This window comes from Allonocardiopsis opalescens, assembly GCF_003002095.1.
GTDB classification, from domain to species: Bacteria; Actinomycetota; Actinomycetes; order Streptosporangiales; family Streptosporangiaceae; genus Allonocardiopsis; species Allonocardiopsis opalescens.
This window is the reverse complement of record NZ_PVZC01000004.1, coordinates 204,408-223,689: the sequence shown is the minus strand read 5'-3', so window position 1 is coordinate 223,689 and position 19,282 is coordinate 204,408. Positions and strand designations below refer to the sequence as shown.

Sequence of the window (19,282 nt, the reverse complement as noted above, 5' to 3'; positions counted from 1 at the left end):
CGGTGCCCGGTACCGGCACGCTGATCAACATCGCCGCCATCCTGCTCGGCGGCGCCCTCGGCCTGGCGCTGGGCGCGCGGCTGCCCGAGCGCACCCGCGAGGTCGTCACGGCCGGGCTCGGCCTGGCGACCCTGATGATCGCGGCGCTCAACGGGGCCGAGGTGCTGTCGGCCGAGCTCGCGGCGGCCGTCGGCGACTCGGCGCCGGTGCTGATCGTGCTCGGCTCGCTGCTGCTCGGCGGCGTCGCCGGCTCCCTGCTGCGGATCGAGGACCGGCTGGAGCGGCTCGGCGAGTTGCTGCGGCGGCGGCTGAGCCGCCGCCCGGTGGCCGCGGCGGTGGGCGAGGCGGCCGCGCCAGGAGCCGCCGGGCCGGCCGGGGGCGACCGCTTCACGGAGGGCTTCGTCACCTCCTCGCTGGTCTTCCTGATCGGCCCGCTGGCCATCCTCGGCGCGTTCACCGAGGGCCTGGGCCAGGGGGTGGACCAGCTGGCGCTGAAGTCGGTGCTGGACGGCTTCGCGGCCATCGCCTTCGCCGCCGCGCTCGGCGCGGGGGTGCTGGCCTCGGCCCTGCCGGTGGGCGTCTACCAGGGCGCGTTCACCCTGCTGGGCCTCGGGCTGGGCGGGGTGCTGCCCGACGCGCACATCGCCGCGATCACGGCGACCGGCGGGCTGCTGCTGGCCGGGGTGGCGCTGCGGCTGCTGCGGATCAAAGACGTGCCCGTGGCCGACCTGCTGCCCGCGGTCTTCGTGGCGCCGCTGCTCACCCAGGCGGCCGTGCTGCTCTAGGGTCCGGATCACCTTTGGGGCCGTGCCGGCCCTTCCCCGGGCGGCACGTTTTCTACTCGGTGATCCGGACCAGAGGGGCCACCCTAGCGAGTGGCGGCGCGGCGGCGCAAAGTCCGGCGGACGGTGACGCTTCCGCACGAATCGGTCCCCGCGCCGCAGACCGGACGGAGCAGCCGTCCGCACGGCAGGGCCATGGATTCACTACATCCTTGTAACGTCTGCGAAGCGACTCAGCCGCAACCGGTGCGCCCTCCTTCCCACTGCGCCGCCACGCTGGTTAAGCTCCCGCAACGACGTGACGGAAGGTGCGAATCCGTCAAATGACTGGGGAGACTTGCATGCTCAGAACACGAGCCCTGCGCTTCGCGGCGGTCACCGCCGCGGCGTCGCTCGCGCTGGCCGCCTGCGGCGGGGACGGAGGCGAGGGAGCCGGCGGCACCGACGGCGGCGAGGGCGAGCCGCTGATCATCGGTGCCATCTTCCCGGAGACCGGCGACCTGTCCCACCTGGGCCCGCCGCAGATCGAGGCCGCCGAGTACGCGGTCCAGGAGATCAACGCGGCCGGCGGTGTGCTGGGCCAGGAGATCCCCACCCTGCTGCGCGGCGACGAGGCCAACGACCCGGCCCGCGCCGGCGAGGCCGCCGACCGCATTCTCGCCGACGGGGCGGACGCCATCATCGGCGCGGCCTCCACCGGTATGACGATGTCCTTCATCGACCGGGTCATCGACGCCGAAGTGGTGCAGTGCTCCGGCTCCAACACGGCGCCGAACCTCACCACCTACGAGGACAACGGCTTCTACTTCCGCACCGCGCCCAGCGACGCGCTGCAGGGCCCGGTGCTCGCCGAGACGGTGTTCAACGACGGCCACAGCACCGTCGCGATCGCCTTCCGCGCCGACGACTACGGGCAGGGCCTGGCCGACGCCACCGCCGCGGGCCTGGAGGAGCTGGGCGCCGAGGTCGTGATGAACGAGGGCTACGACCCCAACTCCGCGAACTTCGACGCCGTGGTCAACCAGATCACCAACGCCGAGCCCGACGCCGTGGTGCTGCCGTCCTTCGAGGAGGGCGTGCAGATCCTCACCCCGCTGCTGGAGGCCGGCTACACGCCCGACCAGATCTACAGCGCCGACGGCATGCGCTCGGAGACCATGGGCGAGACCGTCGACCCCGACGACCCGGGCGTCATCGGCGGCTTCTCCGGCACCGCGCCGGCGTCGGTGGAGAACGAGGAGTTCGACAGCGGGCTGCGGGAGTTCGCCCCCGAGCTGGAGGTCTTCCAGTACGCGCCGCAGGTCTTCGACTGCGTCACCATCGTCGCCCTGGCCGCCGAGGCGGCGGGCAGCACCTCGGCCGCCGACTTCAGCCAGGAGATGGTGAACGTCACCCGCGAGGGCGAGGCGTGCTCGTCCTTCGCCGAGTGCCGCGACCTGCTCGCCGACGGCACCGACATCAACTACGAGGGCGCCAGCGGCCCGGTGGACTTCACCGACGCCGGTGAGCCGGGCACGGCGCGCATCGAGATCTGGGAGCACGACGACGAGGGCGTCCAGAGCGTCGTGGACACCGTCGACGCCGGACCGCTGTAAGGAGAGGCACCCGCCGGGGCGGGCGAAGCGCCCCGGCCGCCACGAGCCGAGCCCCGGACCGTGAACGGTCCGGGGCTCGGCCGCGTCACGGGGTGCGGACGCGGCGGCGGTGCGGGGCCCTGGCGGCTAGAAGGGCGGCCAGGGGACGGAGGGCCAGTCCTGGGACGGGTAGGGGTGCACGCCGTGCTCCAGCAGCAGCTCGACCCGGCGCAGGGTGGCGTGGCACTCCTCGGGGGTGAGGTGCTTGGCGAGGGTCGCCGCCAGCGGGCCGTCGGTGAGCTCGCCGGACAGCCGCTCCAGCCCCTCGCGGGCGTCGTCGTTCAGCTCCCAGCCCTGCCACTGCCACAGCACCGTGCGCAGCTTGTACTCCACCGAGAAGCAGACGCCGTGGTCGCAGCCGAAGAGGTGGCCGTCGGGGGCGGGCAGCAGGTGGCCGATCTTGCGGTCGGAGTTGTTCACCACCGCGTCGAAGACGGCCATCCGGCGCAGCCCCTCGTCGGTGTAGCGGCCGGACAGCTCCACCAGGTCGACCTCGGGGTCGGTGTCGATCCACAGCTGGCACATGCCGGGCCCGTAGGGGCCCTCGCGGTAGACGGTGGGCGGCACCACCCGCCAGCCCAGCGCCTCGGAGACGGCGAAGGCCGCCACCTCGCGGTCGGCCAGGGTGCCGTCGGGGAAGTCCCACAGCGGGCGCTCCCCCGCCACGGGCTTGTACACGCAGCGGGCGCGCACGCCGTCGGCCTCGACCCAGCAGCGCAGGGTGGCGTTGGAGGCCGACACCAGCCTCCCCTCGACCTCGAGGCGGCCGGTGCGCAGCAGGCCCAGGGCGTTGGGCGACGAGATGTCGTCGAACCACTCGGCCATGGCGGCTCTCAGGCTTCGGGGGTCAGCGGCCGGTAGCCGTTGGCGCGCGGGCAGACGTGGCCGTCGGGGTCCAGCGGCAGGCCGCACAGCGGGCAGTTGGGCCGTCCCGCCGCCACCACCCGCAGCGCGCGCTCGGCGAAGGCCCGGGCGGCGGCGGGGGTGATGCGCACCCGCAGGACGTCGCGCTCGGAGTCGAGATCGTCGCTGAGCGGCTCGGCGGGCTCGTCGTCGGCCTCGCCGGCCGCCTGCGCCTCGATCAGCACCCTGCTGGTCTCGGGGTCCCAGGCGAGCGCGAGGGTGCCGACCCGGAAGTCCTCCAGCAGCGGCTGGTCCAGCGGTTCGTCGTCGCGCAGTTCCTCGGGGGTGGCGGAGGGGACGTCGTCACCGGTGATGCTGCGCTTGGCGAGCTCGTCGAGCAGCTCCTCGATACGCTCGGCGAGCGCGCTCACCTGCATCTTCTCCAGCCCGACACTGGTGGTCCTGCCCTCGGAGCGCGCCTGGAGGAAGAACGCCCGGTCGCCGGGCTGGCCGACCGTGCCCGCGACGAAACGCTCGGGCTGGTCGTAGAAGTAGACGGGCATGCCCCGACTCTAGCGTCCGGTGCCGGTGCCTGGCATGTTCAGCCGGTGCTCGAGGGCGGCGCGGCGGGGCCCCCGGCGCCGCCGCCCACGACGGCGTCGGAGCCCTCGGCCGCCTCGCCACCCTCGGCGGGCGGGGGCGGCAGCACGGCGGCGAGGTCGTCGGTGTCGTTGAGCCGGAGCACGAACGGGCGCAGCTCGGTGTAGCGGACGGCGGTGACCGAGCAGGGGTCGATCTGGATGCGCTGGAACTGGTCCAGGTGCAGGCCGAGGGCGTCGGCGACGATGGCCTTGATCACATCGCCGTGGCTGCACACGGCGTAGACGGCGTCGGCGCCCAGCTCGGCGTTCCAGGCGCGCACCGCGCCCACGGCGCGGTGCGCGACCTCCGTCATCGACTCCCCGCCGGGGAAGCGCACCGCGCTGGGGTGGGACTGGACCACCCGCCACAGCGGCTCCTTGGCGAGCTCCGACAGCTTGCGGCCGGTCCACTCGCCGTAGCCGCACTCGCCGAAGCGCTCGTCGACGAGGGGGGCGGCCCGCCCGGCGGCGATGGCCTCGGCGGTCTGGCGGCAGCGCTCCAGCGGCGAGGTGACCACGGCCGCCAGCGGCAGCCCGGCCAGCCGCCGCGCCACCGCCTCGGCCTGCGCCTCGCCCCGCTCGTCGAGCGGGACCCCGGGGGTCCAGCCGAGCAGGGTGGAGCCGGTGACGGCGGTCAGGCCGTGGCGGACGAACAGCACGGTGCTCACCCGGGCAGCCTAACGGGAGCGGGCCGCCGCCCGGTCAGGGCTGCTGGACGGGCACGTCGGCCTCCGGCTCCATCTGCACCCCCGCGGTGGGCTCCAGCACGCCGAAGCCGACCAGCACGAAGATCAGCACGCCCAGGGCGATCCGGTAGTACACGAAGGGCATGAAGCTGCGGGTGGAGATGTAGCGCATGAACCAGGCGATCACCGCATAGCCGACGATGAAGGCGATGACGGTGCCGACGATGGTGGCGGTCCAGCCCGCGTACTCGTCGCCGCCGATGTCGAACAGCTGGAAGATCCCGGAGCCGAACACGGCGGGCAGCGCCAGCAGGAAGGCGTAGCGGGCCGCGGCCTCGCGCTTGTAGCCCAGCAGCATGCCGCCGGTGACCGTGGCGCCGGAGCGGGAGACGCCGGGGACCAGCGCCAGGGCCTGGAACAGGCCGAACAGCAGGCCGTGGCCGGTGGTCAGCTGGGCGAGTTCGCGCTCCTTGCGGGAGAAGTAGTCGACCAGGCCGAGCAGGATGCCGAAGACGATCAGGGTGGTGGCGATCAGGCGCAGGTCGCGGAAGGGCGCCTCGATGTAGTCCTGCAGGGTGATGCCGAGCAGCACGATCGGGATGGTGCCGACGATGATGTACCAGCCCATCCGGGCCTCGATCTCGCCGCGCAGCTCCCGGGTGTACAGGGAGCGGAACCAGGTGCTGATGATGTTCGCGATGTCCTTGCGGAAGTAGATCAGCACCGCGAGCTCGGTGCCGATCTGGGACACCGCGGTGAAGGCGGCCCCGGGGTCGGGCCAGCCGGAGAAGGCGGCGACGATGCGCAGGTGGCCGCTGGAGGAGATCGGCAGGAACTCGGTGAGCCCTTGGACGAGGCCCAGGATGACGGCCTCGAAGATGCTCATGCTCTCTTGGGTGACGGTCACGTCGGACAGACTCTCTTCACGCTCGCACGGCTGGGACCGCAGCGCGGCCGCCGCCGGGCCGCGCCCCGGCGCGGGCCGAAGGGGCGCGGACGGGTGCGGGCGCGGCGTTCGCGGATCGCGCTGCCGAAACGTTGGGGGTGCACCGAGGGTAGCGAGCTTTTCGCCCCTTACGCCGCAGGAATCACAACCGTCACCGCGCCCGCCCTCCGCCCGGGCCGGGCGGCGCGCCGCGCGGGCGCGGCCGGTGGCGGCCACCGCCGCCCCGGCACCGGCGCGCTGACCTCCGTCCCGCCGCCGCCCGCGGGTAGCCTCGCGGCCATGGAGCAGCGACAGCTGGGCGGCTCGGGCCTGTGGGTCTCCCGGATCGCCCTGGGCACGATGACCTGGGGACGCGACACCGGCGAGGACGACGCGGCCCAGCAGCTGATCGCCTTCGTCGAGTCGGGCGGCACCCTGGTGGACACCGCCGACGTGTACGCCGACGGGGACAGCGAGCGGATGCTCGGCCGGCTGCTGGGCGTGGCCGCCCGGCGCAGCGATGTGATCATCGCCACTAAGTCCGGGCGGGCCGGCGGCGCCCGCAACCCCGACGCCTCCCGCAGGCACCTGCTGAGCGCGCTGGACGCGTCGCTGCGCCGGCTGGGCGTCGACGAGGTCGACCTGTGGCAGCTGCACGGCCACGACCCGCGCACCCCGATGGAGGAGACCCTGGCCGCCGTGGACACCGCCGTCTCCTCCGGGCGGGTGCGCTACGCCGGGCTGTGCGACCACAACGCCTGGCAGCTGGCCAAGGCCGCCGCCTGGCAGCGCGCTGGCGCGCAGGCGGGCCGCGCCCCCGTCGTCTCCAGTCAGATGGAGTACTCGCTGCTGAACCGGTCGGTGGAGGGCGACCTGCTGGAGGCGGCGGCCGACGCGGGGGTCTCCCTGCTCGCCTGGTCGCCGCTGGGACGCGGGGTGCTGACCGGCAAGTACCGCTCCGGCATCCCGGCCGACTCCCGCGCCGCCTCCGGCCACCTCGCCCCCTTCGTCCAGCCCTACCTGGACGAGCGCTCGCGCCGCATCGTGGAGTCCGTCCACACCGCCGCCGACGGCCTGGGCGTGGCCCCCCTGGCCGTGGCGCTCAGCTGGGTCCGCGACCGCCCCGGCGTGGCCGCCCCCGTCGTCGGCGCCCGCACCGCCGAGCAGCTGGAGGAGATCCTGGACGCCGAGTCCGTCACCCTCCCCTACGCCATCCGCACCGCCCTGGACGACGTGTCGGCGGGGCACGACCTGGACGAGGACGGCTGAGACGCCGGGCCGACGCGGGTGGAGGGCGGGTGACGGCGCCCGCGTCTAGACTGTCGGCCGACCGAAGCGGCCGTCGAGCGTTCCCTGTGGGGAGTGCTCCGGCCCCGGGGTGCGGCCGGGCGGTGGTCCGCGGTGGCGGGCGCCGGCGCCGCGGCCCGCTAGGGCGCGCCCATGTGCGCTGGCGAAGGAGCGTGGCGACCTGAGTCCGCAAGACGCGGGGCCCCGGCCCGCCGGGCGGGTCGAGGGGCCGAGTGCGGCCGTGGCCGCCGCCGTGGAGGTGCTGGAGCGGGCGGGAGCACCCGCGCGGCTGGCCGGGCCGCTGGTGCGGGCGCTCGGGGACGACGCGGCCGCGCTGCTGCGCGGCGATCCGTGGCGGCTGCTGTCGCTGCCCGAGATCACGCCCGAGCAGGCCGACTTCACGGCGCGGCGGCTGCTCGGCGCCTCGGCGGTGCCGACCGACGAGCGGCGGGCCCGTGCCCTGGTGGTGCATCTGCTGACCCGGGCGGCGCGGACGGGGCATACCGCGCTGCCGGCGGCCGAGGTGGTGCGGGCGCTGGCGGGTCTGGGGGTCCGCGACGGCGCCGGAGCCGTCGACTCCGCGCTCGACGACGGGCTGGTGATCGCGGTGGACTCCTATCCGGCCGACGACGACGCCGATCCGGCCGAGCCCGCCGAGATGCCCGACCCCGTGCCGCTGCTGGCGCTGGGGCGCTACGGGCTGGCCGAGGAGACGCTGGGCGAGGGGCTGGGGCGGCTGGCCGGTACGGCCGAGGCGCTGGTCGACTCCGCGACCGCGGCCGAGGCGGCCGAAGCCGCCGCGGAGCGGCTGGGCCGCTCCCCCGCGCCCGAGACCCTCGCCGCGCTCGTCGCGGTGGCGCTGCGCGGCGTGGTGGCGGTCCCGGCCGGGCCGGGAGCGGGCGACGCCGTCGCCGACCTGGTGGCGCTGCTGCCCGCGATCGCCGAGGCGGCCGAGGTGGGCGCCGTCGTCACCGCGCCCAGCGGCACCTCGGCCGAGGCGCTGGCGGCCGCCGCGGGCGTCCCCGCGACGCCGCTGCGCGCCCTGCTGGGCGGGCGCCCCGACGGCGGCTACGCGCACGGCGAGGCGGCCCCGCTTGAGGCGGGGCTGGTGGTGGTCACCGGCGCCGAGACCCTGGACGTGGAGCTGGGCGCGGCCCTGGTGGAGGCGTGCGCCGACGGCACCCACCTGGTGCTCGTCGGCGACCCCGACGCGCCCCCGCCGCCCGGCCCCGGCGCGGTGCTGGCCGACGTGCTGGACGCGCGGGTCGTCCCGGTGGCCGCGCTGCCCGCCCCCCGGCCCCGGCCGGGCTCCGTCACCGCGCTGGCCGCCTCGCTGGCCGCGGGCGAGCTGCCGCCGGTGCCCGCGCCGGGCGCCGGCGGCGGCCGCGAGCTCGTGGTGGTGCGGGCGTCGAGCGCCGCCGAGGCGGTGCACCGCACCGTCCAGCTGGTCACCGACTCCATCCCGCGCGCCCTCGGCGTGCCCGCGCAGCGCGTCCAGGTCGTGTCGCTGCTGCGCGACGGCGAGGCCGGCGCGGCGGCGCTGAACGCCGCCTGCAAGGCGGCGCTGAACCCCGGCCCCGGCGCGCACGGCGGCTTCGACCCCGGCGACCGCCTGGTCGCGGCGGCCGACGGCGAGGGCTTCACCGCCGGCGACGTCGGCTACCTGGCCGAGGCCGGGCCCGAGGGCGCGGTGGTGCGGCTGTTCGGCGGTGAGGAGGTCCCCGGGCCGGACGCGGGCCCCGGCCGTGAGCTCGCCGTGCCCGATCTGACGGCCTTCCGGCCCGGCTGGGCGCTGACGGCCGCGGCGGCCCAGGGCGGCCGGTGGCGGGCCGTGGTGCTCGTCGTGCCGCCCTTCCCGCCCGGGTTCCGGCCGGGCGGCCCGGCGCTGTACGGAGCGGTCACCCGCGCCGCCGAGCACCTGTCGATCGTGCACGCCGCCGGGCCCGCCCTGGCCGAGGCGGTGCGCTCCCGTCCGCCGCGGCGGCGCACCCGCCTGGTCGAGCTGCTGCGCGAGGGCTGAGCGCCCGCAGGCCCCGCCGCGGTGCGTTTAGCGCCGAGCGCGCGGGTAGCGGCGGCCGCGAAGCACGCGAAAGCAACGATCGAGGCGATCGATCACCCCGACGAGGAGGCGTGATGAGCACGATCACCAAGGCCGTCGATGTGGATGTGCCGCTGCCCGTCGCCTACAACCAGTGGACCCAGTTCGAGGACTTCCCGCACTTCATGGAGGGCGTGGAGCAGGTGCAGCAGCTGGGTCCGACCCGCACCCACTGGCGGACGAAGATCGCCGGCGCGACCCGCGAGTTCGACGCCGAGATCACCGAGCAGCACCCCGACGAGCGGATCGCGTGGCACAGCGTGGAGGGTCCCCGGCAGGCGGGTGTGGTGACCTTCCACCGGATCGACCCGTCGCACACCCGGGTGACCCTGCAGATGGACATCGAGCCCGAGGGCGCCGTCGAGAAGATCGGCGATGCGCTGAACGTGGTCGACCGCCGCATCCAGGGCGACATGAACCGCTTCAAGGAGTTCATCGAGTCGCGTGAGATCCCCACCGGGGGCTGGCGCGGCGACGTGGACCGTCCGACGCCCTGACCCGCGATCGGCACGCAGGGCCCACGGCCGCCTCAGGGGCGCCCCGCGTCGCGGGGCGCCCCTGCGCGTGCCCGGGGGCTCCTCAGCCGTCCACCCTGCTGAGGAAGCCGCCGTCGACGGTGAGGTTGGCGCCGACGATGTAGCCGGCCGCCGGGCTGGCCAGGAAGACGACCGCCCGCGCCACCTCGGCCGGGTCGGCCATCCGGCCGAAGGGGATGCGCTCGCGCACCGCCGCGTACAGCGCGGGCTCCTGCTCGCGGCGGCGGGCCCACCCGCCGCCGGGGAACTCCACCGGACCGGGCGAGACCGTGTTCACCCGGATGCCCGGCGCCAGTTCGCGGGCGAGCGCGCTCGCGTGGTGGTTCAGCGCCGCCTTGACCGCACCGTAGGCGCCGGCCCCCGACGGCGGCGAGGTGTCGACGGCCGAGGTGGTGGAGATCAGCACGATCGAGGCGGAGTTGGACGCCTCCAGGTGCGGACGCGCCGCCCGCACCAGCCGGACGAAGGGGTAGAGGTCGGTGGCGACCGCCCGCTCCCACTGGGTCTCGTCGCGCGCCGATCCGCCCGACACGTTGGAGACCACGACGTCCAGGCCGGAGAACTCCTGTGCGGCGCGCTCGACGAAGGCTTCCAGGGCCGGGCCGCTCTTGACGTCGACCGGCTTGGCCAGCACCCGCACCCGGCGGCCCAGTTCGCGGGCGACCTCGCCCAGCGGGCCCTCGTTGCGGGCGCAGATGGCGAGGTTGGCCCCCTCGGCGGCGAAGGCCTCGGCGATGGCCCGCCCGATGCCGCGGCTGGCCCCGGTGACGAGCACCCGGGCGCCGGAGAGTCCGAGTTCCACGTGCGCCTCCCGCCTATCCGCCCATGGCGTGCACGCCGCCGTCGACGTGCACGATCTCGCCCGTGGTGGCCGGGAACCAGTCCGACAGCAGCGCCACCGCGGCGCGAGCGATCGGCTCGGGGTCGGAGGTGTCCCAGCCCAGCGGGGCGCGCTGCGGCCAGGTGGACTCCAGTTCGTCGAAGCCCGGGATGCTCTTGGCGGCCATGGTTCGCATCGGCCCGAAGGACACCAGGTTCACCCGCACCCGGTGCTCGCCGAGGTAGCGGGCGAGGTAGCGGGAGGTGGACTCCAGGCCCGCCTTGGCCACGCCCATCCAGTCGTAGACCGGCCAGGCGACGCTGGCGTCGAAGTCCAGGCCGACGATCGAGCCGCCGTCCTCCATGAGCGGGAGCGCCGCCATGGCCAGCGACTTCAGCGAGAAGGCCGACACGTGCAGGGCGGTGGCGGCGTCGTCCCAGCTGGTATTGAGGAAGTTGCCGCCCAGCGCGTCCTGGGGCGCGAAGGCGATGGCGTGCACGACGCCGTCGATGCGGTCGACATGGCCGCGCAGCCGGTCGGCGAGCCCGTCCAGGTGCGCCGGGTCGGTGACGTCCAGCTCGATGACGGGCGGCGTCTCGGGCAGCCGCTTGGCGATCCGCTCCACCAGGCTCAACCGCCCGTACCCGGTCAGCACGACCTGCGCGCCCTCGTGCTGCGCCAGCCTCGCGATGTGGAAGGCGACCGACGCGTCGGTCAGCACCCCGGTGACCAGGATGCGCTTGCCGTCCAGAAGACCCATCAGTGCCCCATTCCCAGGCCGCCGTCGACCGGGATCACGGCCCCGGTGATGTAGGCCGCGTCGTCGCTCGCGAGGAACCGGACGGTCTTCGCGATCTCCTCCGCCTCGGCGTAGCGCCCCAGCGGGATCTGATTCTTGATCTCGGCCTGCCGCTCCTCGGGCAGCGAGGCCGTCATGTTCGTGCGCACGAAGCCGGGCGCCACGACGTTCACCGTGACATTGCGGCTGCCCAGCTCCCTGGCCAGCGAGCGGGCGAAGCCGACCAGGCCGGCCTTGGAGGCGGCGTAGTTGGCCTGGCCGCCGGAGCCGAGCAGGCCGACCACCGAGGAGATCAGCACGATCCGGCCGGTGCGCTTGCGCATCATGCCGCGCACGGCGCGCTTGGCGACCCGGTAGGCGCCGCCGAGGTTGGTGTCCAGGACCGACATGAAGTCGTCCTCGCTCATCAGCGCGAGCAGCTGGTCCTTGGTGACGCCCGCGTTGGCGACCAGGGCCTGCACCTGGCCCTGGGCCTCCTCGACCTGCTTGAAGGCGGCGTCGACCTGGGCGGAGTCGGTGATGTCGCAGCGCACGCCGAGCAGACCCTCGGGCGGTTCGCCCGACCGGTAGGTGACGGCGACGGAGTCGCCGGCGGCGGCCAGCTCGCGGGCGATGGCCAGGCCGATCCCCCTGTTGCCCCCGGTGACGAGTGCCGAACGGGTCATGGGTCTGCCAACCTCCTGGGTGCGTGTCCGGATGCGGCCGGTGGCGGCCGTGCGCGGGCCCGGCCCGGCGCGCGCCGCCCGTGCCGCGCCGGACGCGGTCCGCGCGACCCGCGCCGTGTGCTTCGCGTTCTGCGCGAACGCCAGGCCGGTGGCGAGCGTATCGGGCTACTTCGCGGTAGCGGAAACCGGCGCCCGGCGCCTTCAGGATCCGACCGGTGCTGGCGGTAGGTTGTCCGGGTGCGTGAGATCGACTCGGACTTCCTCGCCCTTCCGCTCCGCGAGCTCGCGGACGCCGCCTTGCAGCGGGCCCGCGAGCTCGGCGTCGAGCATGTCGACTTCCGGCTGGAGCGGGTCCGCGGCCAGCGGCTGCGGCTGGCCGACGGCGCGGTCGAGACGGCCGCCGACAGCGACACCCTCGGCTTCGCCGTCCGAGTGATCAAGGACGGCACCTGGGGCTTCGCCGCGGGCTTCGACCTCACCCCCTCGTCCGCGGCCGGGGTGGCCGCCCAGGCGGTGGGGGTGGCCAGGGCGGCGGCCGCCATCAACCGCGAGCGCATCGAGCTGGCGCCCGAGCCGGTGCACGCCGACGCCGCCTGGGTGTCGTCCTACGGCACCGACCCCTTCGAGGTGCCCGTGCCGGCCAAGACCGAGCGGCTGGCGCGGTGGTGCGCCGAGCTGCTGGCCGACGAGCGCGTCGACCACGTCGACGCGTCGCTGCTCCAGGTCAAGGAGCAGAAGTTCTACGCCGACTCCGCCGGCACCGTCACCACCCAGCAGCGGGTGCGGCTGCATCCGCAGGTCACCGTGGTGGGCACCCGCGACGGCGGCTTCGACACGATGCGCACCGTCTCGCCGCCCGCCGGGCGCGGCCACGAGTACCTGGACGTCGTCGAGGCCGAGCTGCCGGAGCTGCCGGAGCTGCTGGCCGAGAAGCTGGCCGCGCCGAGCGTGGAGCCGGGCCGCTACGACCTGGTCATCGACCCCACCAACCTCTGGCTGACCATCCACGAGTCCATCGGCCACGCCACCGAGCTGGACCGCGCGCTCGGCTACGAGGCCGCCTACGCCGGCACCTCCTTCGCCACCCTGGACAAGCTGAACACCCTCCAGTACGGCTCGCCGATCATGAACGTCACCGGCGACCGCACCGCCGAGCACGGCCTGGCCACCATCGGCTACGACGACGAGGGCGTGGCCACCGGCACCTTCGACCTGATCAAGGACGGCGTGCTGGTGGGCTACCAGCTCGACCGCAGGATGGCGCGGCTCCAGGGCTTCGAGCGCTCCAACGGCTGCGCCTTCGCCGACTCCCCCGCCACCATGCCGCTGCAGCGGATGGCCAACGTCTCGCTGCGGCCCGCCCCCGGCGAGGGGCCGAGCACCGACGACCTGATCGGCGGAGTCGAGCGCGGCATCTACATCGTCGGCGACCGCAGCTGGTCCATCGACATGCAGCGCTACAACTTCCAGTTCACCGGCCAGCGCTTCTACCGCATCGAGGGCGGCCGGCTGGCCGGCCAGCTGCGCGACGCCGCCTACCAGGCGACCACCACCGACTTCTGGAACTCCATGCGGGCGGTCGGCGGTTCGGGCACCTACCTGCTGGCGGGGGCCTTCAACTGCGGCAAGGGCCAGCCGGGCCAGGTGGCCCCGGTGAGCCACGGCTGCCCGTCCGCCCTGTTCGAGGGCGTCCGGATTCTCAACACGGTGCAGGAGGCAGGATCGTGACCCAGGCGTCGGAGCCACTACCCCCCACGGCGCTGGCCCCGCAGGCGGTGGTGGAGCGCGCGCTGGCCGCCAGCACGGCCGACGACACCATCGCCATCGTGACCGAGACCGCCACCGCGAACCTGCGCTGGGCCGGCAACACCCTCACCACCAACGGGGTGGGCCGCAAGCGCACGCTGACCGTGATCGCGCTGACCGCCCGCTCCGGGGGCACCGCGGCCGGTGTGATGGCGCGCAGCGGGCTGCGCGACGACCAGATCGGCGAGGTGGTGGCGGCGGCCGTGGCCGCCAGCCGCGACGCCGCGCCGGCCGAGGACGCCCAGCCGCTGGTGCCGCCCGGCGCGCCGCTGGGCGGCGACTGGGACGCCCCGCCCGCCTCCACCGGCATCGAGGTGCTGGCCGGCTTCGCCGAGCGGTTGGGCGGGGCCTTCGACGCCGCGGCCTCGGCCGGGCACCGCCTGTACGGCTTCGCCGAGCACGGCGTGGAGTCGGTGTTCGTCGGCACCTCCGGCGGGCTGCGGCTCCGCCACGACCAGCCCACCGGCACGGTGGAGGTGAACGCCAAGTCCGCCGACATGTCCCGGTCCGCCTTCGTCGGCCGCGCCACCCGCGACTTCTCCGACGTCGACGTGCCGGCGATCAGCGCCGAGCTGCACCGGCGGCTGGACTGGGCGAGCCGCCGGGTCGACCTTCCCGCGGGCCGCTACGAGACCCTGCTGCCGCCCTCGGCCGTCGCCGACCTGATGATCTACCTCTACTGGACCCTCAACGCTCGCGACGCCGCCGAGGGCCGCACCGTGTTCAGCGCGCCGGGCGGCGGCACCCGGGTGGGCGAGCGGCTGGCCGCGCTCCCGCTCACCCTCTACAGCGACCCCGCCGAGCCGGGGCTGGAGTGCGCGCCCTTCGTGGTCGCCTACGCGCCCGGGCGCGACTCCTCGGCCTTCGACAACGGGCTGCCGCTCGGCCGCACCCCGTGGATCGAGGACGGGCGGCTGGCCGCGCTGTCGCAGACCCGCCACTCCGCCGAACTGACCGGCCTGCGGGTCACCCCGGGCGTGGACAACCTGGTGCTGGCCCGCCCCGGGGCGGCCGAGAGCCTGGACGAGATGGTGGCGCGGACCGAGCGCGGGCTGCTGCTCACCTGCCTGTGGTACATCCGCGAGGTCGACCCGCAGACGCTGCTGCTGACCGGGCTCACCCGCGACGGCGTGTACCTGGTGGAGGGCGGCGAGGTGACCGGGGCGGTGAACAACTTCCGGTTCAACGAGTCCCCGGTCGGGCTGCTGGACCGGATCACCGAGGCGGGCGCCACCGTCCCCGCGCTGTCGCGGGAGTGGGGCGACTACTTCACCCGTACCGCGATGCCGCCGGTCAGGGTGCCCGACTTCAACATGTCGACGGTCAGCCAGGCGTCTTGAGGGGCGGTCGTAGACTCGGAGGGTGGTCTCCTTCAGGCACCCCTTCGCCCGGAGCCGGGAGGCGGCGCAGACGGTCACCGACGCGCTCCCTCCCCGCTCCGAGGACATCGACCGGCGCCAGCGGCACTACATCGTGATGATGTCGGTGCGGCTGGGCTGCTTCCTGGCCGCGCTCGCCTGCTACCGGTGGCCGTGGCTGGCGGCGGGGCTGATCGTGGGCGCGGTCTTCCTGCCCTACGTGGCGGTGTCGGCCGCCAACGCCGGCCGCACCGACCGCCCGGGCTCGCCGCGCTTCGTGGACCGGCCGGCCCGCCGCGCCCTTCCCGGCGGCCGCGACGCCGACGGCCACAATGAGATCTCATGAATTGACTCTTGACGTCATAGGGGGGAACGCGGTGTACATTAGGACGAGCGCTTCGTACCCCCGTCGAAGCGCGGGCAGTGACGTTTCGAGCCCCCGTCGAAACGTCTGCCGCGACGCCGGGTGGTTTGCCCCCGTAGCCACCCGGCGTCGCCTTTTCTCTGTGAGCGCTGTATTCGACGGCGCGGCCTCCGGCGGTACCGGATTCGAAGGGTGCTGAGCGTGTCCGAGTCCGCTCCCCCGCCCGGCGGTGCCGCGCACTGCTCACGCGCCGCCTGCAGGGCGCCGGCCGTGTGGGCGCTGCGGTGGAACAACCCCGCACTGCACACCCCCGATCGGCGCAAGACCTGGCTGGCCTGCGACGGGCACCTCGACTACCTGCGGTCCTTCCTGGACCGGCGCGGCTTCCTGCGCGAGGTCACCGGCTTCCCGGCGCCGGGCTCCGGCTGAGGGGAGCCCCGGCTACTTCTCGAAGGCGCGCGCCGCGCCCAGGTCCTCGGGGGTGTCCAGGTCGAAGGTGGGCGAGCCCGGCCGGTCGTCGTCGGTGACCCTGGCGGGGTCGAGCGGGCGGAGCAGGCCGTGCAGCGAGCTGCCCTCGTAGGCGGCCAGGGCCAGCTGGAGGGTGGCGGTGTGCCAGATGCCGGCCAGCCACTGGTCGTGCGGGCGCCCGCCGCCGCGCCCCGGCGTGGTGAACAGCGCGCCCGCGTGGCCGTGGGCGGAGCGCCGCAGCACGGTGACGGCGTCGGGGTCCAGGAACGGCAGGTCGGCGGCGAGCACCGCCACCCACGGCGCCCGCACCTGGGTGAGCCCGGCCGCCAGCGCCGGCACCGGTCCGGCTCCCGGCGGCTCCTCGCGCACGTAGATGGCGTGGCTCGGCGAACTGCGGTACGGGCCGACCACGATGAGCCGGTCGGCGCCGGAGACGGCGGCGGCGACCCGCTCCAGCAGGGTGTGGTCGCCCAGCCGCAGCTCGGGCTTGTCGACGCCGCCCATGCGGCGCCCCTGTCCCCCGGCGAGGATGATCGCGTCGAACTTGGCCTCGGCGGCCTCGGCGCCCCACACGGCCTGTCGCCTCAGCCGCCGATGGCCGACATGGGGCGGGCCGGCTGGAGGAAGGAGGGGTCGTCGATGCCGTGGCCGGGGAGCTTGCGGGCGACCGAGGCGCGCCAGGCGAGCGCGATGTCGTCGTCGTCGGCGCCGCCGCGCAGCAGCGCGCGGAGGTCGGACTCCTCGCGGGCGAACAGGCAGTTGCGGACCTGGCCGTCGGCGGTGATCCGGACGCGGTCGCAGTCGCCGCAGAACGGGCGGGTGACCGAGCCGATGACGCCGACGGTGGCGGGGCCGCCGTCGACGGTGAACAGCTCGGCCGGGGCGCTGCCGCGCTCGTCGGCGCCGACGGCGGCGAGGTCGTGGCGGGCGGCCAGCAGGTCGAGGATCTCGGCGGCGGTGATCATGTCCTCGCGCCGCCAGCCGTGCTGGGCGTCCAGTGGCATCTGCTCGATGAAGCGCAGCTGGTAGCCGCGCTCGACGCAGTAGTCGAGCAGCGGGGCGGCGTCGGCCTCGTTGACGCCGCGCATCAGCACGGCGTTCACCTTGACGGGGGTGAGTCCGGCCGCTTCGGCGGCCGCGAGTCCGGCCAGGACGTCGTCGAGGCGGTCGCGGTGGGCCAGCCGCTTGAACACGTCGGGGCGCAGGGTGTCCAGCGAGACGTTCACCCGGTCGAGGCCGGCCTCGGCGAGCGGCCCGGCCAGCCGGGCCAGCCCGATGCCGTTGGTGGTGAGCGCGGTGCGGGGGCGCGGGTCGAGCGCGGTGGCGGCGGCGATGATCCCGGGAAGGCCGCGGCGCAGCAGCGGTTCGCCGCCGGTGAAGCGCACCTCGGTGATGCCGAGCCGGGTGACGCCGACGCGCACCAGCCGGTTTACCTCGTCGTCAGTGAGCAATTCGGGTCTGGGCAGCCAGTCGAGCCCTTCGGGGGGCATGCAGTAGCTGCACCGCAGATTGCACCGGTCGGTGAGCGAGACCCGCAGGTCGGTCGCCACCCGGCCGTGGGAGTCGGCCAGCCGCATCGGACACCTCCTCGCGGCCCGTCCGGCGGGCCGCCCTCCCTTCCACCTTAGACAACGCCCGGGCCCGGTCGCGGCGCCGCACGATCACGGATTGGGCGCGACGGGGCGCGCCGCCCCGCCGCGCCCGGCCGGCGGCGCCGGGGCCTCAGCCCCGGGTGCCCAGCAGTTGGTGGAAGAACGCGCGGTAGCGGCGCAGCGCCAGCCGCATCCGCTCCGTCTGCTCGCCGTCGGCGTCGCCGCCGCTCCAGCCCTGCTCCAGCGCGCGCCGGTGGTCGGTGCAGGTGCGGGCGAGCTCGTCCATCACCTCGCCCACCAGGGCGTCGGCGCCGCGGACGGCCTCCCGGGGGTCGTCCACGAAGCCCGCCTGGAGCTCCCGCCAGCGCTCGCCGTAGCGGTCCGCTGCACCGCCGGGGAAGAGGGCGGCCGCTCCCTCGGCGGCGTCGGGGCGGGTGGTGCCCGCGGTGGTGGTGCGGTGGCCGTCGAGGCTCGCGGCGGCGGTGGCCGGCTTCGCGCCGTCGCGGCTTGCGGCCGGGGCGGTGCGGCCGCCGGCGCGTGTGCCGGCGGCCGTGCGGTCGCCGGTCGCGGTGGCCTCGGTGCCGCTCGGCGTGCCGGGCGCCGGGTCGGCCCCCTCGCCGGTCGCGGGGGCCGTGGTCGCACCGGCGGCCGTGCCGGTGCCCTCGCCGTCGTCGCGGGCGGCGGGCGCCGCACCGGCGGTGCCCTGGCGGGCGGTGCCGGTGGCGACCCGGGGCTTGACGGCGTGCGGGCGGCCGCCGCGGTCCTCGCCGGAGCCGGCCGCCTCTGGGACCTGGTGGCGGCCGGTGGTGACGGGGTCCTCGGCGGCGGCCGTGCGCTCCGGCGCCCGGCCGTCCGCGCGGACACCGGAACGGTCGTCCGCGACCAGGTCCTCGGCGCTCGGGGGGCGGCGCTCGTTCATCTGACTCGCTCCTTCGGGGGTCCGGGGGTCCGGGGGTTCGGGGTCGGCGCTCAGGCGCGCGTGCCGCGGTCGGCGTCGGCGGCGGTGTCGGAGGCCGACGGGCGCGGGGCGGGCACGCCGTCGGGCTCGGTGCCGCCGGGGCGCGTCTGCGCGCGCGGACGGGGGGCGGCGGGGGCGCCGTCGTCGAGCAGTTCCTCGAACAGGGCGCGGTAGTGCACCATCGCCTCGCGGCGCTCCTCGGTGGAGGCGGGGCGGCCGGCGCGGGTGGTGATGTCGTGGGCGGCGCGGTAGCGCTGGAGGGTGTGGCCGTGCTCGACCGACAGGTCGGCCAGCCGCTGCTCGTAGTCGGCGGTCGGGTAGCCCCGCTCGGTCATCAGCGAGGTGACGAGCCGGTCGGCCTCCAGCACCGACTCGGCGGGCTCGTCCACGAAGCGCTCCTGCACCCGCATCCACTCGTCGCGGTAGCTCTCGCGCGTCTCGGGGTCCAGCGGGCGCAGGTCGAGATCGGCGTGGCGGCGCTCCCGCTCGGCCAGCTCCCGCTCGGCGGAGCGGCGGTCGTCGGCGTCTTCGACGACGCGGTCGTACTCGGGTCCGAAGGTGCGCTGCAGGTGCCGGCTGCGCATGCGGGGGCGGACGACGAGCGCGATCGCCGCGACAGCGACCAGTGTGAGCACTACGGTGATGATGACGATGCCAACGGTGTCCATCGGGCCTCCTCGTTCCGGGCGGTCGGCCTCAACCGGCCGGTGCCCGGGCGATTGGGGCGGAAACGTCGGCTTGCGCCCGTGACGACCGGGTAAGGCCCCTTCTCCGGCCCCGCGTCCGCCCGCGGCCCCGGGCGCGCTGGCCACCATCGGCCCTGGTTCGACCGGGCCGCCATATTCCGGGCACAGTGGTGTGCGGTCGCCCGCGACCTGCGAGACCTCCGCGTCTCGTCCGGTCGCGGCGCTACCGCGGGACCGCCGCGGACCGCTGGAGTCCGGGCTGTCCTACAATTGGCGACCGCTGTGCCGCGCCGGGGAGGGCGGGCACGGCGCGACTCCGGCCGTTGGGCCGTAA

At 75.2% G+C, this 19,282-nt stretch carries 20 protein-coding genes; 9 read left to right on the top strand and 11 right to left on the bottom strand.

The genetic code is table 11. From position 1 onward, the window contains the following. The first annotated feature begins 2 nt into the window (after nt 1-2). Nucleotides 3-785, top strand: coding sequence for a DUF554 family protein (locus CLV72_RS14480; protein WP_106245948.1), 783 nt, complete (start codon nt 3-5; stop codon nt 783-785). Nucleotides 786-1,123: 338 nt separating this feature from the next. Next, on the top strand, nt 1,124-2,377 hold the full coding sequence (locus tag CLV72_RS14475) for an ABC transporter substrate-binding protein (RefSeq protein ID WP_106245946.1): 1,254 nt from the start codon (nt 1,124-1,126) through the stop codon (nt 2,375-2,377). Nucleotides 2,378-2,503: 126 nt separating this feature from the next. On the opposite strand, the gene CLV72_RS14470 is transcribed toward CLV72_RS14475, so the two are convergent. Genes CLV72_RS14470 through CLV72_RS14455 form a run of 4 tightly spaced genes read right to left on the bottom strand, consistent with a single transcriptional unit; the run spans nt 2,504 to nt 5,472 of the window. Further along, nucleotides 2,504-3,241: an SCO1664 family protein gene (locus CLV72_RS14470; RefSeq protein ID WP_106245943.1), complete on the bottom strand. Its 738-nt coding sequence runs from the start codon at nt 3,239-3,241 to the stop codon at nt 2,504-2,506. 8 nt (nt 3,242-3,249) lie between these two features. Then, entirely contained in the window at nt 3,250-3,822 is a 573-nt protein-coding gene (locus CLV72_RS14465; RefSeq protein WP_106245941.1) for a DUF3090 family protein, read from the bottom strand. Between the two features lie 38 nt (nt 3,823-3,860). Next, nucleotides 3,861-4,568, bottom strand: a complete 708-nt coding sequence (locus CLV72_RS14460) for a histidine phosphatase family protein (RefSeq protein WP_106245939.1) — start codon at nt 4,566-4,568, stop codon at nt 3,861-3,863. 34 nt (nt 4,569-4,602) lie between these two features. After that, nucleotides 4,603-5,472 carry an undecaprenyl-diphosphate phosphatase gene (locus CLV72_RS14455; protein ID WP_106245937.1) on the bottom strand — a complete coding sequence of 290 codons (870 nt, stop codon included), beginning with the start codon at nt 5,470-5,472 and terminating at the stop codon, nt 4,603-4,605. A gap of 339 nt (nt 5,473-5,811) precedes the next feature. Between CLV72_RS14455 and CLV72_RS14450 the strand changes: the two genes are divergently transcribed. From CLV72_RS14450 to CLV72_RS14440, 3 genes are all read left to right on the top strand, one after another. Continuing rightward, nucleotides 5,812-6,780: an aldo/keto reductase gene (locus CLV72_RS14450; protein WP_106245934.1), complete on the top strand. Its 969-nt coding sequence runs from the start codon at nt 5,812-5,814 to the stop codon at nt 6,778-6,780. A gap of 259 nt (nt 6,781-7,039) precedes the next feature. Beyond that, nucleotides 7,040-8,818: a helix-hairpin-helix domain-containing protein gene (locus CLV72_RS14445; protein ID WP_106245932.1), complete on the top strand. Its 1,779-nt coding sequence runs from the start codon at nt 7,040-7,042 to the stop codon at nt 8,816-8,818. A gap of 113 nt (nt 8,819-8,931) precedes the next feature. Beyond that, entirely contained in the window at nt 8,932-9,393 is a 462-nt protein-coding gene (locus CLV72_RS14440) for an SRPBCC family protein (RefSeq protein WP_106245930.1), read from the top strand. Between the two features lie 82 nt (nt 9,394-9,475). Here the strand turns inward: CLV72_RS14440 and CLV72_RS14435 are convergent, their stop codons facing one another. Genes CLV72_RS14435 through fabG form a run of 3 tightly spaced genes read right to left on the bottom strand, consistent with a single transcriptional unit; the run spans nt 9,476 to nt 11,716 of the window. Then, nucleotides 9,476-10,234, bottom strand: coding sequence for an SDR family NAD(P)-dependent oxidoreductase (locus tag CLV72_RS14435; RefSeq protein WP_106245928.1), 759 nt, complete (start codon nt 10,232-10,234; stop codon nt 9,476-9,478). Between the two features lie 13 nt (nt 10,235-10,247). Continuing rightward, a complete protein-coding gene (fabI, locus tag CLV72_RS14430; protein WP_106245925.1) occupies nt 10,248-11,012 on the bottom strand; it encodes an enoyl-ACP reductase FabI in 765 nt (254 codons plus the stop codon). Next, nucleotides 11,012-11,716 carry a 3-oxoacyl-ACP reductase FabG gene (gene fabG, locus CLV72_RS14425; protein WP_106245923.1) on the bottom strand — a complete coding sequence of 235 codons (705 nt, stop codon included), beginning with the start codon at nt 11,714-11,716 and terminating at the stop codon, nt 11,012-11,014. The genes fabI and fabG overlap by 1 nt, the downstream gene beginning before the upstream one ends. A 237-nt stretch (nt 11,717-11,953) precedes the next feature. Here fabG and CLV72_RS14420 point away from each other — a divergent pair, with 237 nt between their 5' ends. From CLV72_RS14420 to CLV72_RS14405, 4 genes are all read left to right on the top strand, one after another. Next, the gene (locus CLV72_RS14420; RefSeq protein ID WP_106245920.1) at nt 11,954-13,444 is read left to right on the top strand and encodes a TldD/PmbA family protein; all 1,491 of its coding nucleotides are present in this window, start codon (nt 11,954-11,956) and stop codon (nt 13,442-13,444) included. Next, nucleotides 13,441-14,862, top strand: a complete 1,422-nt coding sequence (locus CLV72_RS14415; protein ID WP_245930203.1) for a metallopeptidase TldD-related protein — start codon at nt 13,441-13,443, stop codon at nt 14,860-14,862. The genes CLV72_RS14420 and CLV72_RS14415 overlap by 4 nt, the downstream gene beginning before the upstream one ends. Before the next feature lie 22 nt (nt 14,863-14,884). Next, entirely contained in the window at nt 14,885-15,226 is a 342-nt protein-coding gene (locus CLV72_RS14410) for a DUF3099 domain-containing protein (protein WP_106245918.1), read from the top strand. Nucleotides 15,227-15,445: 219 nt separating this feature from the next. After that, the gene (locus tag CLV72_RS14405) at nt 15,446-15,673 is read left to right on the top strand and encodes a hypothetical protein (protein ID WP_106246975.1); all 228 of its coding nucleotides are present in this window, start codon (nt 15,446-15,448) and stop codon (nt 15,671-15,673) included. Between the two features lie 12 nt (nt 15,674-15,685). Here the strand turns inward: CLV72_RS14405 and mobA are convergent, their stop codons facing one another. The 4 genes from mobA to CLV72_RS14385 form a co-directional block, all read right to left on the bottom strand. Further along, the gene (gene mobA / locus CLV72_RS14400) at nt 15,686-16,285 is read right to left on the bottom strand and encodes a molybdenum cofactor guanylyltransferase (RefSeq protein WP_245930201.1); all 600 of its coding nucleotides are present in this window, start codon (nt 16,283-16,285) and stop codon (nt 15,686-15,688) included. A gap of 11 nt (nt 16,286-16,296) precedes the next feature. Beyond that, nucleotides 16,297-17,289 carry a GTP 3',8-cyclase MoaA gene (gene moaA, locus CLV72_RS14395; RefSeq protein WP_106245916.1) on the bottom strand — a complete coding sequence of 331 codons (993 nt, stop codon included), beginning with the start codon at nt 17,287-17,289 and terminating at the stop codon, nt 16,297-16,299. A 145-nt stretch (nt 17,290-17,434) separates the two neighbouring features. After that, nucleotides 17,435-18,223 carry a serine/threonine-protein kinase gene (locus tag CLV72_RS14390; protein WP_106245913.1) on the bottom strand — a complete coding sequence of 263 codons (789 nt, stop codon included), beginning with the start codon at nt 18,221-18,223 and terminating at the stop codon, nt 17,435-17,437. A 50-nt stretch (nt 18,224-18,273) separates the two neighbouring features. Beyond that, entirely contained in the window at nt 18,274-18,930 is a 657-nt protein-coding gene (locus tag CLV72_RS14385; protein ID WP_106245911.1) for a hypothetical protein, read from the bottom strand. Nucleotides 18,931-19,282 lie beyond the last annotated feature (352 nt).

Excerpts from the sequence above, each read along its gene's own strand:
- CLV72_RS14475 (WP_106245946.1), top strand. The coding sequence starts at position 1,124 with ATGCTCAGAACACGAGCCCTGCGCTTCGCGGCGGTCACCGCCGCGGCG.
- CLV72_RS14470 (WP_106245943.1), bottom strand. The coding sequence starts at position 3,241 with ATGGCCGAGTGGTTCGACGACATCTCGTCGCCCAACGCCCTGGGCCTG.
- CLV72_RS14465 (WP_106245941.1), bottom strand. The coding sequence starts at position 3,822 with ATGCCCGTCTACTTCTACGACCAGCCCGAGCGTTTCGTCGCGGGCACG.
- CLV72_RS14455 (WP_106245937.1), bottom strand. The coding sequence starts at position 5,472 with ATGAGCATCTTCGAGGCCGTCATCCTGGGCCTCGTCCAAGGGCTCACC.
- CLV72_RS14450 (WP_106245934.1), top strand. The coding sequence starts at position 5,812 with ATGGAGCAGCGACAGCTGGGCGGCTCGGGCCTGTGGGTCTCCCGGATC.
- CLV72_RS14440 (WP_106245930.1), top strand. The coding sequence starts at position 8,932 with ATGAGCACGATCACCAAGGCCGTCGATGTGGATGTGCCGCTGCCCGTC.
- fabI (WP_106245925.1), bottom strand. The coding sequence starts at position 11,012 with ATGGGTCTTCTGGACGGCAAGCGCATCCTGGTCACCGGGGTGCTGACC.
- fabG (WP_106245923.1), bottom strand. The coding sequence starts at position 11,716 with ATGACCCGTTCGGCACTCGTCACCGGGGGCAACAGGGGGATCGGCCTG.
- moaA (WP_106245916.1), bottom strand. The coding sequence starts at position 17,289 with ATGCGGCTGGCCGACTCCCACGGCCGGGTGGCGACCGACCTGCGGGTC.
- CLV72_RS14390 (WP_106245913.1), bottom strand. The coding sequence starts at position 18,223 with ATGAACGAGCGCCGCCCCCCGAGCGCCGAGGACCTGGTCGCGGACGAC.
- CLV72_RS14385 (WP_106245911.1), bottom strand. The coding sequence starts at position 18,930 with ATGGACACCGTTGGCATCGTCATCATCACCGTAGTGCTCACACTGGTC.